General features: G+C 37.7%; 22 protein-coding genes. 2 read left to right on the forward strand and 20 right to left on the reverse strand.

What is annotated here, in order from left to right; genetic code table 11:
- Window positions 1-4 precede the first annotated feature (4 nt).
- Entirely contained in the window at window positions 5-2,848 is a 2,844-nt protein-coding gene (locus DRF60_RS03270; protein WP_116010695.1) for a SusC/RagA family TonB-linked outer membrane protein, read from the reverse strand.
- 350 nt (window positions 2,849-3,198) lie between these two features.
- On the opposite strand from DRF60_RS03270, the gene DRF60_RS03275 reads away from it, so the two are divergent.
- Window positions 3,199-3,870, forward strand: coding sequence for a DUF4197 family protein (locus DRF60_RS03275; RefSeq protein WP_116010696.1), 672 nt, complete (start codon window positions 3,199-3,201; stop codon window positions 3,868-3,870).
- Between the two features lie 41 nt (window positions 3,871-3,911).
- A complete protein-coding gene (locus DRF60_RS03280; RefSeq protein ID WP_111954775.1) occupies window positions 3,912-4,217 on the forward strand; it encodes a DUF493 family protein in 306 nt (101 codons plus the stop codon).
- Between the two features lie 39 nt (window positions 4,218-4,256).
- Here the strand turns inward: DRF60_RS03280 and DRF60_RS03285 are convergent, their stop codons facing one another.
- The 19 genes from DRF60_RS03285 to DRF60_RS03375 form a co-directional block, all read right to left on the reverse strand.
- A complete protein-coding gene (locus DRF60_RS03285) occupies window positions 4,257-4,607 on the reverse strand; it encodes an ArsC/Spx/MgsR family protein (RefSeq protein WP_116010697.1) in 351 nt (116 codons plus the stop codon).
- Between the two features lie 83 nt (window positions 4,608-4,690).
- The gene (locus DRF60_RS03290; protein WP_116010698.1) at window positions 4,691-5,305 is read right to left on the reverse strand and encodes a deoxynucleoside kinase; all 615 of its coding nucleotides are present in this window, start codon (window positions 5,303-5,305) and stop codon (window positions 4,691-4,693) included.
- A gap of 29 nt (window positions 5,306-5,334) precedes the next feature.
- On the reverse strand, window positions 5,335-6,300 hold the full coding sequence (locus DRF60_RS03295; protein ID WP_167443697.1) for a hypothetical protein: 966 nt from the start codon (window positions 6,298-6,300) through the stop codon (window positions 5,335-5,337).
- A gap of 174 nt (window positions 6,301-6,474) precedes the next feature.
- Complete coding sequence (locus DRF60_RS03300) at window positions 6,475-7,497, reverse strand: glutaminyl-peptide cyclotransferase (RefSeq protein ID WP_116010699.1); 1,023 nt, start codon at window positions 7,495-7,497, stop codon at window positions 6,475-6,477.
- Window positions 7,498-7,700: 203 nt separating this feature from the next.
- Window positions 7,701-8,204, reverse strand: a complete 504-nt coding sequence (locus DRF60_RS03305; protein WP_116010700.1) for a GNAT family N-acetyltransferase — start codon at window positions 8,202-8,204, stop codon at window positions 7,701-7,703.
- A gap of 4 nt (window positions 8,205-8,208) precedes the next feature.
- The gene (locus tag DRF60_RS03310) at window positions 8,209-8,634 is read right to left on the reverse strand and encodes an SRPBCC family protein (protein WP_116010701.1); all 426 of its coding nucleotides are present in this window, start codon (window positions 8,632-8,634) and stop codon (window positions 8,209-8,211) included.
- A 20-nt stretch (window positions 8,635-8,654) separates the two neighbouring features.
- Window positions 8,655-10,268: a Na+/H+ antiporter gene (locus tag DRF60_RS03315; RefSeq protein WP_116010702.1), complete on the reverse strand. Its 1,614-nt coding sequence runs from the start codon at window positions 10,266-10,268 to the stop codon at window positions 8,655-8,657.
- A 257-nt stretch (window positions 10,269-10,525) separates the two neighbouring features.
- Window positions 10,526-11,530: a bestrophin family protein gene (locus DRF60_RS03320; protein ID WP_116010703.1), complete on the reverse strand. Its 1,005-nt coding sequence runs from the start codon at window positions 11,528-11,530 to the stop codon at window positions 10,526-10,528.
- Between the two features lie 89 nt (window positions 11,531-11,619).
- On the reverse strand, window positions 11,620-12,297 hold the full coding sequence (locus DRF60_RS03325; protein ID WP_116010704.1) for a DUF2490 domain-containing protein: 678 nt from the start codon (window positions 12,295-12,297) through the stop codon (window positions 11,620-11,622).
- Between the two features lie 124 nt (window positions 12,298-12,421).
- Window positions 12,422-12,814 carry a DUF1398 domain-containing protein gene (locus DRF60_RS03330; protein ID WP_116010705.1) on the reverse strand — a complete coding sequence of 131 codons (393 nt, stop codon included), beginning with the start codon at window positions 12,812-12,814 and terminating at the stop codon, window positions 12,422-12,424.
- 160 nt (window positions 12,815-12,974) lie between these two features.
- Entirely contained in the window at window positions 12,975-13,424 is a 450-nt protein-coding gene (locus tag DRF60_RS03335; RefSeq protein ID WP_116010706.1) for a VOC family protein, read from the reverse strand.
- 39 nt (window positions 13,425-13,463) lie between these two features.
- Window positions 13,464-14,006: an SRPBCC family protein gene (locus DRF60_RS03340; RefSeq protein WP_116010707.1), complete on the reverse strand. Its 543-nt coding sequence runs from the start codon at window positions 14,004-14,006 to the stop codon at window positions 13,464-13,466.
- A gap of 9 nt (window positions 14,007-14,015) precedes the next feature.
- Window positions 14,016-14,387: a VOC family protein gene (locus DRF60_RS03345; protein WP_116010708.1), complete on the reverse strand. Its 372-nt coding sequence runs from the start codon at window positions 14,385-14,387 to the stop codon at window positions 14,016-14,018.
- Window positions 14,384-14,791 carry a hypothetical protein gene (locus DRF60_RS03350; protein WP_116010709.1) on the reverse strand — a complete coding sequence of 136 codons (408 nt, stop codon included), beginning with the start codon at window positions 14,789-14,791 and terminating at the stop codon, window positions 14,384-14,386. The genes DRF60_RS03345 and DRF60_RS03350 overlap by 4 nt, the downstream gene beginning before the upstream one ends.
- Before the next feature lie 2 nt (window positions 14,792-14,793).
- Complete coding sequence (locus DRF60_RS03355) at window positions 14,794-15,264, reverse strand: hypothetical protein (protein WP_116010710.1); 471 nt, start codon at window positions 15,262-15,264, stop codon at window positions 14,794-14,796.
- 12 nt (window positions 15,265-15,276) lie between these two features.
- Window positions 15,277-15,732: a DUF1569 domain-containing protein gene (locus tag DRF60_RS03360; RefSeq protein ID WP_116010711.1), complete on the reverse strand. Its 456-nt coding sequence runs from the start codon at window positions 15,730-15,732 to the stop codon at window positions 15,277-15,279.
- A 196-nt stretch (window positions 15,733-15,928) separates the two neighbouring features.
- Window positions 15,929-17,125, reverse strand: coding sequence for an ABC transporter permease (locus DRF60_RS03365; protein WP_116010712.1), 1,197 nt, complete (start codon window positions 17,123-17,125; stop codon window positions 15,929-15,931).
- Between the two features lie 2 nt (window positions 17,126-17,127).
- Window positions 17,128-18,084 carry an HlyD family secretion protein gene (locus DRF60_RS03370; protein ID WP_116010813.1) on the reverse strand — a complete coding sequence of 319 codons (957 nt, stop codon included), beginning with the start codon at window positions 18,082-18,084 and terminating at the stop codon, window positions 17,128-17,130.
- 18 nt (window positions 18,085-18,102) lie between these two features.
- Window positions 18,103-19,512: a TolC family protein gene (locus DRF60_RS03375; RefSeq protein ID WP_116010713.1), complete on the reverse strand. Its 1,410-nt coding sequence runs from the start codon at window positions 19,510-19,512 to the stop codon at window positions 18,103-18,105.
- Window positions 19,513-19,806: the final 294 nt, after the last annotated feature.

Here is a 19,806-nt window from a genome sequence, read left to right on the forward strand (position 1 = left end):
TAAATTAAAAAGTTACATTTACTCCAACTGTATATATTGCGGATATTGGATAAATATTATTGTCTATACCCATCTGTACTCTATCTGTATTTAAAATTTCCGGTGAGAAACCATTATACTTGAAGCTTGTCCATGGGTTTTGCGCACTTGCATAAAAACGTAACTTCTGAATTGCAGTCCCTAAAACATCTTTTGGAAGGTTATATCCTATCTGAATATTTCTGATTCTGAAAAAACTTCCATTTTCTACATAAAAACTACTTGGAACAATAACTCCCTGGTCATTGGTGGTCATAGCATATGTATTTGAAGTGCCTTCTCCATGCCATCTGTTATTGTAGAAATCTAAGTCCCAACTCTCATTTCCAAATCTCTGTTCTCTGTTGTAGTTGTAAATTTTATTACCGGATACTCCCTGGAAATCCATTGCTACATCAAAATCATAGATATTGACGTTAAATCCAAATCCATATGTAAATTTTGGAATCGGGCTTCCTAAGAAAGTTTTATCATTGGCATCTATCACACCGTTTCCATCTCTGTCTTCAAACATAAAACCTCCCACAGTTTTTTTCACAGACGAATAAGTAGGAGCTGCGGCTACCTGCGCATCGTTTTGGAATACTCCGATTACATTATATCCATAGTATGAGCCTACAGCCTGCCCTTTTTCAAGTCTTATGATAGGATTTCCAAATAAGCTTACTCCAGGCTGATTGTATGAATCTGCATACACACTTGTAATTTTATTATCCAGAGTAGTGATGTTACCAAAAACACTGAATTTAATATGGTCATTTACTCTGGCATCATAACTTACAGATCCTTCAAACCCTCTATTATTAAAAGAATAGGCATTTGTTACAAAATTATTAGCATTACTAGCCCCAGATGTCGCTGGTTGGTTAATACCATACACTACATCTTTAGAATCTTTATCAAAATAAGTGGCCTCAATTTTTAATTTGTTATTAAGTAAAGCCATTTCAAGCCCTAAGTCCCGACCGGTAGTAGTTTCCCATGTAATAGTTGGGTCTACAATTTTAGTAACTGTTTGTGCAGGATTACCAACACCACCAAAATAAGCTCCGCCTGTAAGAATACTAGTAAGATTATCATAATCTCTCGAAACTTCCGGATTACCAAGTTTACCCCAGCTTGCTCTTAACTTCAATAAATTAAATACATTCTGATTACTCATAAATCCTTCTTTCGAGATCACCCAGCCTATACTTACTGCTGGAAATACTTTATACCTGTCATCAGAAGAGAACCCTGTTGCCCCATCTCTACGAACTGAAGCATTTAAAAGATATTTACCGGCGTAATCATAGTTAAGTCTTCCAAATGTCGATTCAATTCTTTTTTTATAAGGAGTAACAGCACGAGGATCGTCTGGTGCACTTATGGTCATTCCAACAATTTCATTTCCTGAGGAAATATCAAGACTACTATCGTTACCATCAAATACAATATCCCTGGCTTCCAGATAATTTTCACGATAATAATTTTGGGTACGTGAAAAACCTGCCAACAATTCAATATTATGCTGTCCTAGCTTTTTCTTCCAAGACAATGTATTATCCCACACATAATCCCTATTTCTAGAATCTCTTGTTACTAAAAGAGACCTGTTTGGTAAAGGAATATAAGTCGCAGTAGGAGTAAACTCATACTTACTGGTATTCGTATTATCAGAAGTATAACTTACTCTTAATGTAAAATCTTGAAGAAATTTATATTCAGCCCAAATATTATTCAGCATACGCTGCTGTTTAGTTTTTGAACGAAATAAATCGAGCATGGCTCTTGGGTTCGTTACACTTACCAAAGTAATATAATCATAATTATTGGTAGTAGGATCAATCGGATAGAAAACTGGTGGAGCATTGTACGCTGTCAGCAAAGGATTGTTTGCATTATTATTATGAATGTCAGCCCAGGTAAAGTTATCTCCGATAGTTAAATTATCATTAATCTTATAAGTTAGGTTAATTCTTGTATTTAATCTTCCAAAATCATTTCCTGAGTTTATACCACGTCCTGCTTCTAAAGTTCCCTCATCTTTTAAATAGCCTAAACTTAAGAAATAATTCAATTTGCCTAGATTACCTGAAGCAGAAATATCAGATGAGCTGATAATTCCTTGTGATAGCACTTCATCAAACCAGTTTGTATCTGCCGGAAATTGAGATCTTGATATAATTTTTGTAGGATCGAATGCCTGTCCACCTACACGTATATCATTCATATACTTTTCATTATATAACTCAACGTACTGGTCACCATTAACCATTTTCGGAACGTTGGTTACCTTTTTAACTCCAAGATATGAGTTGAAATTAAAGGTTGGCTTTTTACCCTTACCCGTTTTTGTTTTAATAATGACTGCTCCATTAGATGCCTTAGCCCCGAAGATAGCTAAACTGGATGGATCTTTCAGGATGCTCATTGATTCTATATCCTGTGGATTCAGGAATGAAATATCATCCGTAATCATTCCATCTACAATAAATACCGTTTTCCCGGTTATGGATCCAATACCTCGAATATCTATTCTTGGTGATGCCCCAGGCGCACCGGAGTTAAGAATCTGAACACCAGATACTTTACCCTGAATAGAACTAATGGGGTTTGAGTTAGGTCTGTCTGAAATGTCCTTAGCACTAATTGTAGCAATACTTCCGGTCACATTCTCTTTTTTCTGAGACCCATATCCTATCAAGACTACCTCATCGATCTTCTGCTCTTTCACAGTAGTGTCTTTCGGTGTAGTCTGCGCATTGACGTTCATACCGAAGTACAAAACCGCAATGAGGCATGAATACTTTAAATCACGTTGTTTCATATAGTTCAATTTTATTCGTACAATCTAATTTTAAAAACATGTCCTTCTTAGTGGAGTTATTTAAATTCTCAAAAAAAGACATTACTCAAAAATAGAAAAAAAATCGAACAATGTTAACATATTGTGAAAATTTAAAAAACTCCGATAAATCTTATACAGAAAGCTAAATAATTCATATTAAGATAACTAAATTACATTATAAATATCAATTTACAACAAAATACCTAATTGAAAACCATTTACTTTTAACAAGAAATTCCCCCAAATAGGTAATAAGAATTTAATATTTTGTTAATACGGTTATAGTGTTTACCTTTGGCGCAATATTTGAAAAATAAGATAAAAGATCAATGAAAAAATATATTATAGCAGCAGCGTTATTAATTGGAACCGGTACATTAATTTTCACCGGTGTTCAATCCTGCACGACAGTAGCTACTTCTGACATAGGCCTGTCCATCATTAAAAGAGTTTTACTGAACGGTATAGATAAAGGAATTGGGATTTACAGCAACAAGGAAGCTTTCCTTCAGAATAACATGGTAGATAAGGCCCTTCCACAGGAGCTTAGAGACATCAACTCTACTCTTGAAAAAATTGCTCCTTCTCTGGTAGCTAAGGAAAGAGATTTTATTGCGCAGGCAGCAGCATATACTGTTAACACATCAAAGCCTATTCTACAGGGTGCTGTCAACAGCTTAAATGCACAGGATGTCACAAGAATTATTCAAGGTACAACGGCAACACAGATCTTAAAGGAGAAGACTTCTCAGCAGCTGGTGGCTGCCATCGCCCCCAAAGTGGATGAAAAACTGAATGAATATGGAATTGCAAAAACAATCAATGCCGCTCTTTCAGGAAATAATCTCTTGGGAAGCCTTCTGGGTGGAAGCAGCAATAACGTAAATACCGGTGGCCTGAGCAGACTTGCCTCTGAACAGCTGGTGAACGGACTGTTCAATATCATCGAAGATTACGAGCATCAGAACTCTAAAGCACTGCTTGGACCTCTTGGAAAATAGAAAAATTTTCGCTATATTTATATATAACTTAACAATTGCAGATGGACATATTACAAGGAAACCAACACGCTAACCCTGAGGATTTTTATAATTCTCTGAAGGAAAAACTGGAAGGTCACCATGACTTTCCTGAAGATTATTTATTCAAATTTATCATTCCCACAGATCAGGCAAAACTTACTGAAATTTATAAAGTTTTTGACGGAATCAAGTTTACATTGGGAAACCGCGAAAGTAAAAACGGAAAATACACCGCATGTAATATCAATGCATTCGTTCTGGATGCAGATCAGGTGGTGAATATTTATAAAGATGTCGCTAAAATAGAAGGCGTCATTTTATTGTAAGAGAAAAGAAAAGTCAGCTAAAGCTGACTTTTCTTATTATTATTTTTCAATAAAGAATTTTACATTCTCAATAGGTCTCCCCAACATGGCAACAGATCCTTTGATCAGGATAGGCCTCTGTATCAGGGAAGGATTCTCAGACAGGATCTTGATCCATTCTTCTTCAGAATAATTTTTGTCGGCATAATTTTCCATATACAGCTTATCTGTTTTACGGATCATATGAAATACGCTCTGATTGAGCTTTTTCAGCACTGTTTTGATTTCCAAGACGCTCAACGGATCTTCCATGATGTTGATGATCTCAAAAGGCACACCGTTTTCATCAAGATACTCGAGTACAGCATTTGATTTGGAGCAGCTTCCGTTATGTAAAACCTTAACCATCATAATGTAATCTTTAAAACTAGACTCATTCCTTCAAATTTAGGAATAAATGAATTGAAAGTGTCTTAAATTCTGATAAAAATTTGTTAAAACAAGCCGTTCAGCTCTGCTTCAATTTTTTCAAGAATAAATCCAAAATCTTCGGGCTTTTCTACAAAATCCAGATCATCCACTTCGATTACCAGAAGTTTTCCTTCGGTATAACCGGAGATCCATTTTTCGTATTTCTGATTAAGCTTTGATAGGTATTCAATACTGATTGATGCTTCGTATTCCCTTCCTCTTTTATAAATCTTTTTTACAAGATTCGGAACGTCGGATTTAAGATAAATTAACAGGTCCGGAGCAGAGACGAAAGACTTCATCAGCCCAAAAACAGACACATAATTATTAAAATCTCTGTCTGAAAGAAGTTTCATATCATTCAGGTTTTCAGCAAAAATATGGGCATCTTCATATATGGTACGGTCCTGGATAATATTCTTACCGCTTTCTCTGATCTCCTTTACCTGACGGAATCTGCTTCCCAAAAAGTAGATCTGAAGTGCAAAACTCCACTTGCTCATATCCGCATAAAAATCTTCGAGGTAAGGGTTATGGTCTACATCTTCAAACTGTGCATCCCATCCGTAATGCTTGGCAAGCATCGTGGTCAAAGTTGTTTTACCGGCACCAATATTTCCTGTAACTGCAATATGCATTCTCCTTAGTATTTTTTATTTAATCCTGACTAAACACCTACAGCCTGAACCTCTAATGTTTCTTCCAACAGCTTTTGTAGAGTATTATCCGGAGCCTTTTCATCAGATTCCTTCTTTTCTACATCAGTTTTTTCCACTTCTGTTCCAACTGGCTGTTCAGATGGTGGTTCTGGGGCTGGCGGAGTAACCTGCTTGGTTTCGGGGTCTGTCTGCAGTTTAGTTTCTTTTATTTTTTCAAGGTTGTAAAGATAGAGTTTGTTCGCTTTGATTTCAAAATAAGAAAGGATGTTTTTATCCACAATTTGTGCGTCTTTATCTTCAAAAATTTTAATCATTCCTTTTTCCGGATCATACTTAAGGATCGAATTGTCTGCGACCACCAAAATAACATCATTCTCTCTTCTGAATCTTTTCCCGTTTTCAAGCGGAGCTTCAAAAAGTTTGTTAAATTTAAGTGAGTATATCCTGATATGTTTCCGGGTTAAAATATAAACTTTATTTTCAAACACCAGCAGATCCATCAGCTCATCAAAACTGACATCAAAAGGAAAAGAATTAATTGTTGTATCGTTTCTGAAATTATACTGGATCAGTCGTTTTGTACTGTCATCCAGAAGCCACAGCTGCTGAAGATCTTCGGCATAGGCCATTTTGATAAACCCGAATTTCTGTCTGAAATCTATTTTCTGGATTTCATTCATATTCTGATCCACAAATTTCATTTCCTGGGCATTTTCTGAGAATAATGCCAGGCTCAGCGGGTTTTGCACAGACTGTACTTTATATGGCACCGTAAGCATCATTTTGCCAAGCTGTTTTCCTAAAGAATCATATTTGGTAAAACTGAAATCTTTGTTTTTATAGATATAGAGATTGCCATAATCGTCCGCCAGCATATCTTTGGCCTCCTTCAGTTTCAATGTATCCAGAGGAAGGGGTTTCTGTGCATTTACTGTACAGAAAAAGAAGACAAATATGGTGTAAAGTAATCTCAAAATCTATTTTGGTAAAAATAACTTTCCTATGCGGAACGTCGGCAATTTACACACTTTTATTTAAATTAAAAAAATGATTTATTTAATAGCAATCATATCCATTTTAATCCAGTCCTTTAGTGAAAAAAAGCGCTCCTGAGGAACGCTGTTTTTATAGATAAATCTTAATTCGGATTACTTGATCTGAACTTCATAAATCTTCGGCCAGTTTTTGCCTGTTACAAGCATATTATCACCTTTGAAAGCGATACCGTTCAATACGTCATCACTTCCTTTGGTATTCTGTCTTGCAATGTCTGTAAAGTCAAACGTACCTACTACTTCTCCCGTTGCAGGATTAATCTTTAACACAACAGGTTTCTGCCATACATTTGCATAGATAAATCCATTGTGGTATTCCAGCTCGTTCAGCTGATCATAGATCTGTGAGCTTCCTGCCACTGCAACATATTTGATCAATTTTGAAGGGTCGTTAACATCAAGGAAGTATAAAAGCTTGCTTCCGTCTGATGCGATCAGATTTTTTCCGTCATAGGTAAGTCCCCAGCCTTCACCCAAAACATTCGGGTAAGCAAATTCTGAAAGGAGCTTTAAAGAACTTTTATCATAGATATAGCCTTTTTTGCTCTGCCACGTCAGCTGATATACTTTATCACCTACAATGGTGCTTCCTTCTGAGAAATCTTCCTGAGCCTGTTTTGTAGAAGCTAATGGAGTTGTAGTTCCCAATGTATATTTCAGGATTTGTGAAGAACCGTTCTGTCCATCACTTTCATAGATTGTATTTCCTTCGATCTGGAAGCCCTGTACAAAATTCTTTGGATCGTGCGGGTATTCAGCTATGATTTGATAAGGAATGTTTTTTTCAGGATTTTTTGCAAATACATTGATGGTTGCATCCTGATTAAGGGTTTTTCCGCCTTTTGTTTTAATGTTAAAAGTAACGGCATTGTCACCCAAAGTAAAGAATTTAGGATCAACAGTTAAACTTGAAGTTTCTTTGTCTCCAAAGCTGATACTGATGCTTTCTGCATTTTCCATCACCTCTTTCGGAAGCTCAAGTTTATCACCGAAATGATATCCTTTTTCTACCATTGAATTATTATACTCATTCAGCGTGTTCAGTATTTTTTCATCCTTATTACAAGACGCCAACATCAAAACCACTGCTAAACCTACTATTATATTCTTTTTCATTGAATTTCTAAATATTTCCCCAAAAATAGCAAATTTTATTCCGTATTGCCAATATTATCAACAGGCTGAACGAATTGTAATATATAATCACTGTTTCCATACACCGCAGGCTCCCTTCTATCCTATTTAAAAGTCTGATCTCACAGCAGATTTACTTTTGCTTAAATCTTTCAGGGGCGTAGCACTACAAATGTTGTTATTGTTTAAGAAGATTCAAAATTATCTTTATTAATTTTCATATTAACGGAAAGCCATAGCTCATTATCGATACTGACTTCACTCATAACATCCGGATCAAGTTCAAAACCTACTTTTTTATAGCATTCAATGGCTCCGGTATTCCAGTCGTACACATTAAGCTCGGCTTTTTCTCTATCAAAATGGCTGAAGCCATATTTCAGCAGTTCCTGTACGATTTTCCTTCCATAGCCTTTCCCTCTGTTATTTTCATCCCAGATCAGAATTCTTCCAAGCAAAAAAGTATTTTCTTTCAAAAAAATCTGGGCATGCCCAATTACATTTTGCTCTGTTCTGTCAAAAACCCTGAACATGAATCGGCTTTCGTTTTCCAGATCATTTTCCAGCTGTTCTTTTGTCAGGGGAAAATGATAGGCCGGACCGGCAAACTGAAGAAGTGCTCTTTTATCTTTTATTTTAGAAATCAGTTCAGGGGCATCTTCTGCTTTAAAAATCTGCAGTTCAACCATATCTTTATTTTTCCAGATATTCTTTCATATTCTTTCCTATAATTCCATTCCAGCCTTCGGTAAAACTTTTCCTTGAAAAGTTTTCGCCCAAACCATCGAAGCCCTCAACATGATCATGAGTCAGCGTTACCAAAGTTCCAATATCTTCTTTCTGAAGGTCCCATGCTACAGTAGTTACGGCATCTGACAGTTCAGGATATGACCAGGTATGTATTAATTTTTTATTAGGGATTATTTCCAGAATCCGGCACTGGTGGTGATATTTTTTTTCTTCACCGGACTCATAGAAATTAAACTCTTTTCCTGCTTCCAGGGTAAAATCCTGGATATCGAAATACCAGAATTTCATTTCTTTTTTATCAGTCAATGCTTTCCAGACTTTTTCTGCCGGAACATTTATTTTATACTGAACAGTGATTGGTGTATTCATACTATCAGATGTATTATAATTTAACTGTGGGAGAAACCAGTAATCTTTGCTTCATCAAAATCCAATTGCATTTCAATGGTTCTCATGACGTGATCATCAAATATTTTCTCTTTTTTCATCCTGTGCAGCTCGTTTCTCTGTGCCTGAATGATTTGGCGGAGCACCTCTTTATTTTCATTGATCGCATTGACATAATCTCCCGTAGACGCCATACATTGAGCTTTATCTGCCATCAGCATCATTTCAGTTTCCAGCTTGTGTTTCTGGTGGCGAACCAACGTATTTTTTTCTGCCAGGTCGGAAAAATCATTTTCCATTTTGTGCAGTGCTGTTTCTTTAAGCTTACGCATAAGGATCACTTCCTGTTTTTCCTCAGGCAACTCGCTTCCCGCATCATCTATTTTTAACCATTTTAAGAGAGGAGTCAAGAGAAGTCCCTGTCCTACCAGTGTGATCAATATAATAACGAAAGTTACGAATAAAATAATGTTACGATGCGGAAAAGCTTCTCCATTGGGTAAAAAAGCAGGAATTGACAGTGCAGCAGCCAGCGAAACCACTCCCCTCATGGCTGCAAAACTGATGATAAAGGGTTCCCTCCAGTCCGGTTTGGGAACTTTTAACCTTAATTCTTTTGAACAGAGCCTCGGAAAATACATGACAGCATAACTGTACAATATTCTGGTAAAAATAATAGCCCCACCAATTACAAGGCTGTAAAAGATTCCTTCTGAAATTGTGTAATCTTTCATAGCGGCAACGACCACCGGAAGCTCAAGACCGATAAGAATAAAAATAATGGTATTCATAAGGAATATAAGTACACTCCAGACATTTCCGGACTGTATTCTTGAGGTATGGCTTAAGTAGCAATGTGAATTATACGACATCAAAAGACCACCTGCAACCACTGCCAGTACTCCTGAAAAATGGAAATGCTCTGCTCCTACATACATGATGTACGGAACAATCAACGTAATCACTGTATCAATATTGGAATTGGAAGGAATGATCCTCAATAATGCTCCAAACAGGAGTCCTGCAGCTATTCCTACTGCAACTCCGCCTATGGCCATCAGAAAGAAATCCTGGATGGCATCTCTCCATATAAACTGCCCTGAAATGACTGCGGCTAAAGCAAATTTAAATACAATTAGACTGGAAGCATCATTGATGAGACTTTCTCCTTCCAGAATACTGGTGATCTTTTTGGGGATCTTCATATGCTTCAGCACTGAAGTGGCCGCTACCGCATCAGGCGGAGAATTCACCCCTCCAAGCAGAAAACCCATGGCAATAGTAAGTCCCGGAATAATGGAAGATGAAAGATAAGCCACAACTACTGACGTTAGAAATACAAGCCCGAAAGCCATAGAAAAGATCTGTTTTCTCCATTTGTGAAAATCCTGCCACGAGGTAAACCAGGCGGCCTCAAAAAGAATCGGGGGAAGAAAGATCAGGAATACAAGATCTGGCTCTATTTCAATATGTGGCATTCCGGGGATAAGGCTGATCAAAAGACCAGCAATAACCAGGAAAATGGGATAAGCTACTTTCAGCTTCTGCCCTATCATCACCAATATCATTACAGACAAAAGGACCGCAATGGATATGATAACATAATTGTGAATCATTTTGAATTGTTTTTTTAAGTTGTTTTTTAGCTTGGTTAAACTTAAGACGCCAACTTTCAGATAAACTGAACTTTATAGTTGGTTATCGAAGGTATTAAGGTTTTTAAATATTGGATTGTTTTTTAAGACTCAATAAAATCAAAGATTTTCAGCTATGCTTTTTACTTTTTATCCTTTTTCCTTTTTATTAAGTTGGAATTCTGCTTAAGAGATAGTATCAAACTAATTAACAGCTTATACTTAAACGAACTTTTGTTTTAAAGTACAATATTATTCTTTGGGATAATGGCCGGCGGAAGATCAGATTCATCCAGCATATCTCTCATATCAATCTCTATGGTGCGGCTGATCTGGGTGATGGGCACGTCGTTCGGGCTTCCCTCAAAAGGGTTTACGGAAGCTTCACCCACACTGTCCAGTGTATGGAAACACCAGGTTACCATCAGTGAAAACGGAATATTGAACCATATCGTCCAGCCTTCCAAAACAGTTCCTTCTCCTAGTTTATCGAGTTCTTTCAGTAATCCAAAAGGGACGAAAAGAATGAACAGAAGCAAAAGATATGTTGTAATAGATGAGAAGTTTCTCGGATAGGGAAAATTCTTGATCCTTTCTGCTTTTCCCTGGTCATCTGTAAATTTTACCAACTGCTGATTGATCTGTGTCCATTGAAAATCGTTGATATCTCCCCTGGCATAGGCTTCGGACAATTCTTTGCTCTGACCGGCCATCAGCTGTGTTGCCCTGTTTTTTTTGCTTAAAATGTATTGAAGCTCGGTTTCGGAAATATAGTTTTTCAGCTCATCATCCAACTTGCTGAGTCTTTCCGGGATATCATACTTTTTAGAATATTCATCGTACTGTGCAGTTCCCATATTCTCCCAGGCTCTTGGCTCTCTCAGCTGAAAACGGAGTGCCGTAAGCCATGCATAATGGCGGAGAAACATCTCTTTTACTTTTTGGGGATCTTTTACAAAAAGAGAATCTCTCAGAATATATCCGAAACTGCGGCTGTCATTAATGATGGCACCGTAAATCTGCCTGGCTTCCCAAAGTCTGCTATAGCTGGCATTGTTTTTAAAGCCCACAATAAAAGCTACCGCGGTCCCCAGAATGGCAATCGGCTGCCAGGGAACAGAAACAAATTTCCAGCCTAAAAAGTATAATAGCGTAGGTATCGCTGACAGTATCGTTAAAACATAGATACTTCGTCTTGTCCAGGTGGCAAACTCAAGCGCCCCAAATCTTTTCCCTGAATGCATATGTGTTTATTTATTTTTTGGTCTGTTGATTCTATTTTTCTAACTAACAGTTTTCTTCTTCATCAAGGCATCCGGCATAGACTGTAGTATTAATTTTTATTAAAAGGAATATTATTATAAAACCCGATCTGGATCTGCCCGCGGTTTCTGTTTTCCTGAATCTGGTTCATATAACCGGCTTCTATCCGCATATTTTTATTGATAACATATCCTAAAGCTCCATATACCCTGTTTCTGTCGAAAACCGGACTGTCAACATGTAAAAAGATCTCATTATATACTGAAGCATACAAGGATTTTGGGAGCATTTCTTTTTGGGTGATTGGTATATTGAGCCCGATCATATAACGGAATCTCATCCTGAAATCATCCTGAAGAAAACGTTCTTCCAGCCGGTATCTGTGCTGCAGGTTAAAACGACCGAACTTCTGCTTTGTAATAAACTGTTGGAAGATCCTGTGTTCAATATTCTCTTTTTTTTCTCCGTTTACATAGGGCTGGCTCAAAATAAAACCGTAACCCAACAAAATATTATTGTTGTTTTCCGTAAGGTCATATCCAATTCCGGTACGGATCAACAGCTGTTCAAGATCCCCTACTGCATCAAAATTCCGGTACTGGATTTCGTTGTGCCAATTCAGCTTCTTGCTGATCTTATTATTTCCAAAATACATATACCATGCTCCTATATCATTTTTCTGTGCAAATGTCGCTATTGATCCAAGGCTCAATACTGTAAATATCAACTTCGTAAAGATCTTTCTCATGTTATTCAATTACTATTATCTATCGTACAAAACAAAATTAATAATTTAAATCAATAATGACAAACAATAAATGCTTTAGGCTCTAAGTAATAGGCATTAAGCTGTAGGCATGCTGCTAATTACGCTAGCCGGGAACCTGCTCTATCAGAATCTCATTGTCTTCTGTATCAAAATAAGTGCATGTCATGGCATGAAGATCCATTTTCCAGCCTTTTACTCCGTTCTCTGCACAGTCGCTGCAGAATGTGGGATAATCTGTTCCACCTTGTTGGTGAAGTTTTAACCTTGTTTTAAACTGATCAAGATTCAGATGTTCTGAAACGGTAAGGTCATTATACTTCTTTCCAGCCTGTACTGTTTCGTTATCCGTGTCAAAATATTGTGTACTCCCGTCGGTAACATATACGGTGTACCTGGAAACACCAAGATTCTTTATGGCCTGGATATACTTTGGAAAATCTGCGCCGCTTTTTACTTTTTGGTGCTCTGCTTTAACCTGTTCAATTGTAAATTTCATCTTTGTTTTTTTATTTGTTTTAATCGTTCATATTTCGGTCTCATCTTCCGACACTTTATTCAAAATTAAGCTTTTTTGAAATAAATATATTATATAATAAAACCGGCAGATATCTCCGCCGGTTAGTTTTAACTATACTTTCGTATACAAAATATAAACCTTAAGGGTGCTGCTGCATTTTGGCAGGATCATCATAGTTAACCATCCAGTTGATCCCGAATTTATCGGTAAACATTCCGAAGTATGCTCCCCAGAAAGTATCTGCCATAGGCATTGTTACTTGTCCACCAGAAGAAAGTCCGCCGAATAACTTATCAGCCTCTTCTTTAGATTCTGCATTGATGGAAATAGAGAAATTATTTCCTGCTTTAAAGTTGGAAGACCATTCGCCGCCTGTATCACTTCCCATTAAAATTGTTTCTTTTGAAATTGGAAGAGAAATGTGCATAATTTTGTTTTTATCTTCTTCGGGAGTTTCTTTGCCTTCCATGGGAGGCATTTCCCCGAAAGTTCCGATGTAAGGATATTCTCCTCCGAAAACTGATTTATAGAAGTCAAATGCTTCTCTGCAGTTTCCATTAAATGTTAAATAAACGTTTACTGATGCCATTGATTGTGTTTTATGAGTTAAGTTTTAATGATTTTATGTTTAAGGTTTTTCAGATAATTCTTTTAACCTGAAAAGTCCTTTCTGATAATCTTTTCCAATAGCATCTTCCATATTCATAAACAATTTCATTATTGTGAAAGGATAGGGTATTTTTGAGGTAAATCCCCAGGTGGCTTTGCTACCACTGCCTTCCGTAACAATTTTCACGTAGGCATTGGCTTCACTTTCATACGGTGTTAAAAATTTAATCTCCGTATCTATTCTTTTGCCTGCTGCATCCACTTTCTTTACTTCCTGACATCCTTTTCCGGCAACATCTTTTTCACTGTCCCAGCATACTCTTTCGCCGGGTTGCCCGGTAGTTCCGGTCCAGTCTTTTTTCATTCCGGGATCCAGATCATTCCAGGGACTCCACTGGTCCATAGCTCTTAATGTATTGGTCTGCTGCCATACTTTTTCAACCGGTGCATTAATCGTGATTGATTTTTCATAGACACAGTCTCCTGAAACAAGAGCAGCCACTACCATCCATAAGATAAGGATAGAAGCAAGGACAAGGATAATTCTTTTTAATATTCTCATAGACTTTGATTATCTGTGTTGGTCAATTAAGATCATATTTCCGTCCGGATCTTTCAGGAAAATATGTTCTGGTCCTGAAGTGGTTTCATCTGCTGTTTTTTCAAGCTCCACTCCATTTTCCTTTAAATGTTTCTGAATGTCACGAACATCATCAAAAGATTCCAGGTTCCGGGCATTTTCATCCCATCCCGGATTGAAGGTAAGCATATTTCCATCGAACATGGCCTGAAAAAGACCGATCAGGGTGCTTCCGTTCTTCATGATGAGATAATTCTGCTCCATATTTCCACCCATAGCGGAAAAGCCTAGTTTTTCGTAAAAATCTTTAGATTTCTGCAAATCTTTTACACTTAAACTGATTGAGAATGCTCCTAATTTCATAGGTGTATTTTATTTTTTAAAGCTAATTTACTTCCTGCAAACACCAGTCCCCATACAAGAATTCCTAAGATCCAAAACCAGATTGGAGTAGGCAGAGAAACCATCATATAAATCGTAATGAGCAAAAAAACAATTCCACAGATCACTGCTGCGGTATGCTTTCCGTTATTGGAAATTTTTGAGGCTGTTAATCCTGAAACAAAAGCTGCCAGCGCATATCCAATGATCACAAAGAACAATGCCATAAAAGGAGCATGGGCAACATACTCTTTCATTGCCAACATATCTCCGCTTGCGGCTCCGGCAGGAGGCGGATATAGCTGATGGCCTATTTTTTCTATGATGGTAATACAGATAATGCCTGCAATGAGCCCAGCCGGCACAGCCAGTATTTTTCTTAACATGGTTATTGATTTTTTAAACGGGTTTTGAAGTCCAGTTTTCCGTCATAACTTTTCCAATCTCCAATAAATTCTATATACTGACCTTCTATTTTTTCAGTTTTTTTATTCCATTTGAAGGTATAAATAAATTTACCTTTAAAAATACCGGAATGTTTTCCTTTGGGTTCTTCTGCAAGCTCATAATCTCCAAATACGACCCCTTTTCTTTTAGCATCTTTATACTTTGTAATGATTATTTTACCTTCGTACTTCGCATAGTTGTCATTCACAAGAGAATAGCCGGAAATAAAATATTCCTGGTCGTTTTTTTTATTCTGTTCGGAAATATTGACCTTGAGTTTCAGCTCCTGTCCACGGTCTCCTATTGTTCCGATATAAGGTTTGCTGTTGTTAAGCCATACGGTTGAAATATCCGGCATCTGCCCCCATGCAAAATTGCAGGCAAGAATGAGGATCCATAAAAGTTTTTTCATAATGTGTAATATTTAAACGCCAAATTGGGAAAGATGATGATTCAGGTGCTTGGCAAACATATTGTTCCATTGCTGCGAAGTTAATTTACCAAAAGAAAATGATTCTTTTCCATCGAAAGCTTCTGCACCCAACTGCTGTGTTTTCTGGATGAAACCGATCAGTCTTTTCTTCTCTTCATCAAAATTTTTCCTTCCGGTAATTAAGAACTGGGGAGCTGTAGGAGAATCTCTTGAATAAGCCTTTTCGCCAACGACTTTAGGCTTTACAAAGGTCTTTAAGATAAATTTCGCAATAGATCCCGGCTTCTTATGCTTTTCAGGTTCATATACCATTTCATAGGATACACTGCAATGGGCAAGCATCTGATCAACCGTCATTTTTCCCCATAAGCCATGGGTATCCTCTACCAGCTTATTTATCCTGTCAATATAGTTCTGAGCATCTTTTGCATCAAATACATTTTCCATAATATGTCTAATTATCTGAAAGCAAATATATCAGTTTTTTCCTTTGATTTTACAGGATAATGAAAAAAACGGTGTCGTATTTATAATGTGAGTTACGGGATGCGGATTGTCGGGTGGTGAGGTTAGCTATTTTTAAGTTTGTTATATTTCAACAGTCAAAACCCGTTTCCTGTATCGCGAAACCATACCCCGAAACTCATAACTGCTCTACAACCTCCTCTACTTCTTCAGAACCTGTATCTTTAAAAACAAACCAAAGCTTAATCTTTAAGGCAATCCAGCCAAGAACAGCATAAACCAGAAGTAAAATGCTTAAATGCTTTAAATAGGGAAATGTAAGCTCTACGGAGCCTTTCTGGATAAGTAAAATTTTAAAAGCCTGCAGGAAAGGAGTCAGGGGAATAATGTTGGCAATCATCTGAACAAAAGCAGGCATTGCGCTCAACGGCCATGTGAATCCGCTGATGATGAATGCCGGTGAAGCAATAACCATCAGAATCTGGGTAGCTTTCAATGCATCCGGAATAAGAATACTGATTAATACGCCTAAAAATGAAGCGGAGCCAACAAATACTGCTGTCAGAAGAATAAAATTGAGTATTCCTTCAGGCATTGGAACCCGAAAAATCATATGCATAAAGTAATAGACACCGACAATAAGAATGGAGAAAGCCCAGATCGGAATGACTTTGATCAACATAATCGGGAAAGCCCATTTTTTCATCTTCAGGTATTCTTTTGCAAAGGAACCTCTTTCAAATTCAGCAGCAAAACTTACAGCCATTGCAAGGAGGATAACCTGCTGAAGAACTACAGCCAGCATCGCCGGCCACATGAAGATCAGATAATTTCCGGTGGTATTGAAGAGAGTGATATAATTGGCTTTGAATGGCTCATATTGTGTCGCTGCCTTTGTAGCGGGCATTCCGGCTTTCTGTAAAGCTTTGATTGATGCTCCGGCAGAAAATGTTCCAATGGTAAGCTGAAGTGCTTTGGAGGCAAAATTAGCGGTAAGGACGTTTCCCGTATTGATGTATACATTCAGTTCGGGGTATTTTTTCTGAAGCATTTCTGCTTCAAACCTGGATGGAATGATAACCACAGCTGCTGCTTCATGCCTGATCACCTCATCTTTTATGCTTAAAGGTTCCTGAGCATATTTAATGATGCTGATGCTTTTATTATCATCCAGCATATCTGTCAATTGACTGGATAAAGGGGTATTATCTCTGTCAATGACAAGAACCGGAGTATTTTCCACTTTTCCGCTTTTATAGACGAAACCCAGCAATGTGGCATAGAATACCGGAGCCAGAAAAAACACGGTTCTTAGGGTAGAATTGCCGATAAAAAGCTTGAATTCCCGTTTTAAAAGCCGAAAAAATTCTTTCATGGTTATTTCAGGATAACGTTAGCATTCACCAATATACTTTTGGCCTTATTCATATCTGCAGGCTTTACCTTGATTTCGTAAACCGCATCCTGCAGCTGATAGTCAGGATAAGCGGTTGTAATATCCGCATATCTTGTGAGCTGTTTGATGTATACAACGGTTCCGGTGAGGGTTTCTTTATTATAAACCACCTGCATATTCACCTCCTGTCCTTTCTTGTATCTGGCAATAGCACTTTCAGGAACTGTAAACCTGAAATAGGTGCTTTCGGGGATATATCCGTTGAATAAAGCAAAACCTGCCGTAGCCAGCTCGCCCGTATTCAGGCTGATGGTTTCTATTTCCATATCATTGGTGGCAATAATATATCTTTCAGAATAGGCTACATTGGCTTCCTGAAGGGCGCCTTTGGCCTGTGAGGCCTGCCCCGCCGCCATTTCCACTTTTTCTACTCGTGTTCCTCTCTTTACATCATCCAATTCAGCGACAACGGCATCATACTGGGCCTTAGCTCCCTGAAGTTTTGCATATACCTCATCGTATGCCTGAGGAGACATGAGGCTGTCACGGTACATATTATTAGCTCTTTTAAAAGATTTTTGGGCAAATTCATACTGCTCCCTCAAGCCTTTATATTTAGCCTGAAGCTGTCGCAGCTGATCTGCCGTAGCTCCGTTTTTCGCCATCTGCTCCTGAGCCGTTGCAGCACTCACCGCGCCCTGAGCCTGTGCAATTTTCGCAGAAACCTCCGGTACATCAAGCAATGCCAAGGTATCGCCTTTTTTCACGGTCTGTCCTTCCGTTACATATATTTTGAGGATTCTTCCGGTGACTTTAGGTGCAAAAGAGATCACGTCTTTTTTGGTCTTTCCTTCGGAATCATTCAGATTTTCTTTTTTTTCGCTGCAGCTCCCTACTAGAAAAAGAACAGCAAAGAGTATGAGTATATTTTTATGCATCATTTTAATGGTAAGGAATTAATACAATTTAGCGATATCAAGCTCCTGAGTCGATCTCATCAGCTCTATTCCGGCTCTTCTCTGGTTGAAAAGGGTATTTTGGTATTCAAGCTCTGCAACCTCCAGATCATTTTCAGCATCAATGAGCTGTGAAGATTTGCTCATTCCGTATCTGAATTCTTTTTCAGCCTGAAACAGAGCATTTTTGGCCAATTCTTTTTCTTTGGCTTTTAAAGCAATCTGGGCAGTGGCAATATCATAGTTGGTCTGATTGTTAGCCAAATTCAGGGTTAATTTTTTTAAGGCATCCTCTTTTTTATTCTGCAGGACTTCTTTTCCCACTTTTGCGGTTTCTTCTGCGTGTTTTCCTTCTTTTCCGTCAAAGATCTCCCATTTAAAGCCGACTCCAGCCGTCAATAATGGAAGTATATTGATATTGGTAGGTCTCCAGTCCAGTTTTGCGCCTTCATAACCCAAAGCCGGAACTGCAGGAATTACATTTTCTGAAGTTTTAATACGGCTTCCATATAATCCGATATAGTAAGCGGATGCCATTAGCTGAACTTTCGGGATCATCCAGGTTCTTTCGGCTTTTATTTTGTAATCTGCTGCTGTTATTCCATGCTCCAGTGCCCGGACCTCAGCTCTTTCTTCTATTCCTTTTTCTGACCGTAAAAGTTCTACGGGAGAAAGTACAGGATCAATCATTCTGAGACGCTCTTTATTGATGCCTGTCAGGATATACAGCTGGGTAAGAAGAAGCTCTTTTTTGCCTTCATATTCCACCATTTTAGCATTCAAAGTGGCCTGTGCCAGTTCTATTTTTTTATGGTCATATGGCGTAATCAGACCATAACCGAGAGCTTTATCTGCTGTTTTACGGTTGATATCCAGCCTTTTTTTGCTTTCATCGAGTACTTTTTTAGACTGATGAATCAATGCCAGCTGATCGTATGCCTTGGAAATATTGGCTACCACATCATCTTTTGTTTTTTCCAGGAGAATATCTTCGGAAATTTTCTTTTCTTCATTGGCTTTTTTCAGGTATTTTACTTTTCCGCCAGAGTAGAGAAGCATTTTAGCATCTGCTTTAGCAATTCCTGAAAAACCTGAAACATTAAGGTTATTATTGAAACTTCCTTCGGGAATATTGATAAAAGGTGCCAGATTGATTTCGGGCGATGTTAATCTTGCGGTTGCATTCAGGTATCCGACCTGTCCGCTTACTTCTAAAGTAGGAAGAAAGATGTCTTTCAGTTTGTGCCCGTCAAGTTCTGTGAGTTTGTTCTGAGTCATCTGCATTTTAAGCTCGGAATCCCGGACCATAGCACTGTCTAAAAGTTCTTTGAAGTCTGGTGCAGACTGTGCCCAGCTAAAAGCAGGAAAAGCAAAAAAACTAAACGTAAAAATCAAAAATTTGTTTTTCATGGTTTATGTTTATAACAAATATAATGCAAAAATTTGTTAAAACCACGAAGATTATTCGTCAGTATGGTGAATTTAAAGTAAGTTTAAAAAGTGTTTAATGCCAGCCTTCTATTTATGATGATTATAGCCGATCCGTTTAAGTTTAATTTGAGGAATGCTTTAATTAAAAAAGTTGAAATTTCTTTTATTCGTCAGGATTTTATTATGCTGTTTTGCTTCAAAAAATTTTATAATCTATATCAAAAACGGAATATTTGTGTGACTGGTATTTTCTTTATTTCGTGCAGATTTCGC

The sequence above is a fragment of the Chryseobacterium elymi genome (assembly GCF_003385495.1).
Classification (GTDB): Bacteria; Bacteroidota; Bacteroidia; order Flavobacteriales; family Weeksellaceae; genus Chryseobacterium; species Chryseobacterium elymi.

Coding starts and splice junctions, on each gene's coding strand:
- DRF60_RS03320 (WP_116010703.1), bottom strand. CDS start 11,530: ATGCATTCAGGGAAAAGATTTGGGGCGCTTGAGTTTGCCACCTGGACA.
- DRF60_RS03310 (WP_116010701.1), bottom strand. CDS start 8,634: ATGAATACACCAATCACTGTTCAGTATAAAATAAATGTTCCGGCAGAA.
- DRF60_RS03360 (WP_116010711.1), bottom strand. CDS start 15,732: ATGGAAAATGTATTTGATGCAAAAGATGCTCAGAACTATATTGACAGG.
- DRF60_RS03315 (WP_116010702.1), bottom strand. CDS start 10,268: ATGATTCACAATTATGTTATCATATCCATTGCGGTCCTTTTGTCTGTA.
- DRF60_RS03340 (WP_116010707.1), bottom strand. CDS start 14,006: ATGAGAATATTAAAAAGAATTATCCTTGTCCTTGCTTCTATCCTTATC.
- DRF60_RS03305 (WP_116010700.1), bottom strand. CDS start 8,204: ATGGTTGAACTGCAGATTTTTAAAGCAGAAGATGCCCCTGAACTGATT.
- DRF60_RS03290 (WP_116010698.1), bottom strand. CDS start 5,305: ATGCATATTGCAGTTACAGGAAATATTGGTGCCGGTAAAACAACTTTG.
- DRF60_RS03275 (WP_116010696.1), top strand. CDS start 3,199: ATGAAAAAATATATTATAGCAGCAGCGTTATTAATTGGAACCGGTACA.
- DRF60_RS03355 (WP_116010710.1), bottom strand. CDS start 15,264: ATGAAAAAACTTTTATGGATCCTCATTCTTGCCTGCAATTTTGCATGG.
- DRF60_RS03370 (WP_116010813.1), bottom strand. CDS start 18,084: ATGCATAAAAATATACTCATACTCTTTGCTGTTCTTTTTCTAGTAGGG.
- DRF60_RS03300 (WP_116010699.1), bottom strand. CDS start 7,497: ATGAAAAAGAATATAATAGTAGGTTTAGCAGTGGTTTTGATGTTGGCG.
- DRF60_RS03270 (WP_116010695.1), bottom strand. CDS start 2,848: ATGAAACAACGTGATTTAAAGTATTCATGCCTCATTGCGGTTTTGTAC.
- DRF60_RS03325 (WP_116010704.1), bottom strand. CDS start 12,297: ATGAGAAAGATCTTTACGAAGTTGATATTTACAGTATTGAGCCTTGGA.
- DRF60_RS03345 (WP_116010708.1), bottom strand. CDS start 14,387: ATGAAATTAGGAGCATTCTCAATCAGTTTAAGTGTAAAAGATTTGCAG.
- DRF60_RS03375 (WP_116010713.1), bottom strand. CDS start 19,512: ATGAAAAACAAATTTTTGATTTTTACGTTTAGTTTTTTTGCTTTTCCT.
- DRF60_RS03365 (WP_116010712.1), bottom strand. CDS start 17,125: ATGAAAGAATTTTTTCGGCTTTTAAAACGGGAATTCAAGCTTTTTATC.
- DRF60_RS03280 (WP_111954775.1), top strand. CDS start 3,912: ATGGACATATTACAAGGAAACCAACACGCTAACCCTGAGGATTTTTAT.
- DRF60_RS03335 (WP_116010706.1), bottom strand. CDS start 13,424: ATGGCATCAGTAAACGTTTATTTAACATTTAATGGAAACTGCAGAGAA.
- DRF60_RS03350 (WP_116010709.1), bottom strand. CDS start 14,791: ATGTTAAGAAAAATACTGGCTGTGCCGGCTGGGCTCATTGCAGGCATT.
- DRF60_RS03330 (WP_116010705.1), bottom strand. CDS start 12,814: ATGAAATTTACAATTGAACAGGTTAAAGCAGAGCACCAAAAAGTAAAA.
- DRF60_RS03285 (WP_116010697.1), bottom strand. CDS start 4,607: ATGATGGTTAAGGTTTTACATAACGGAAGCTGCTCCAAATCAAATGCT.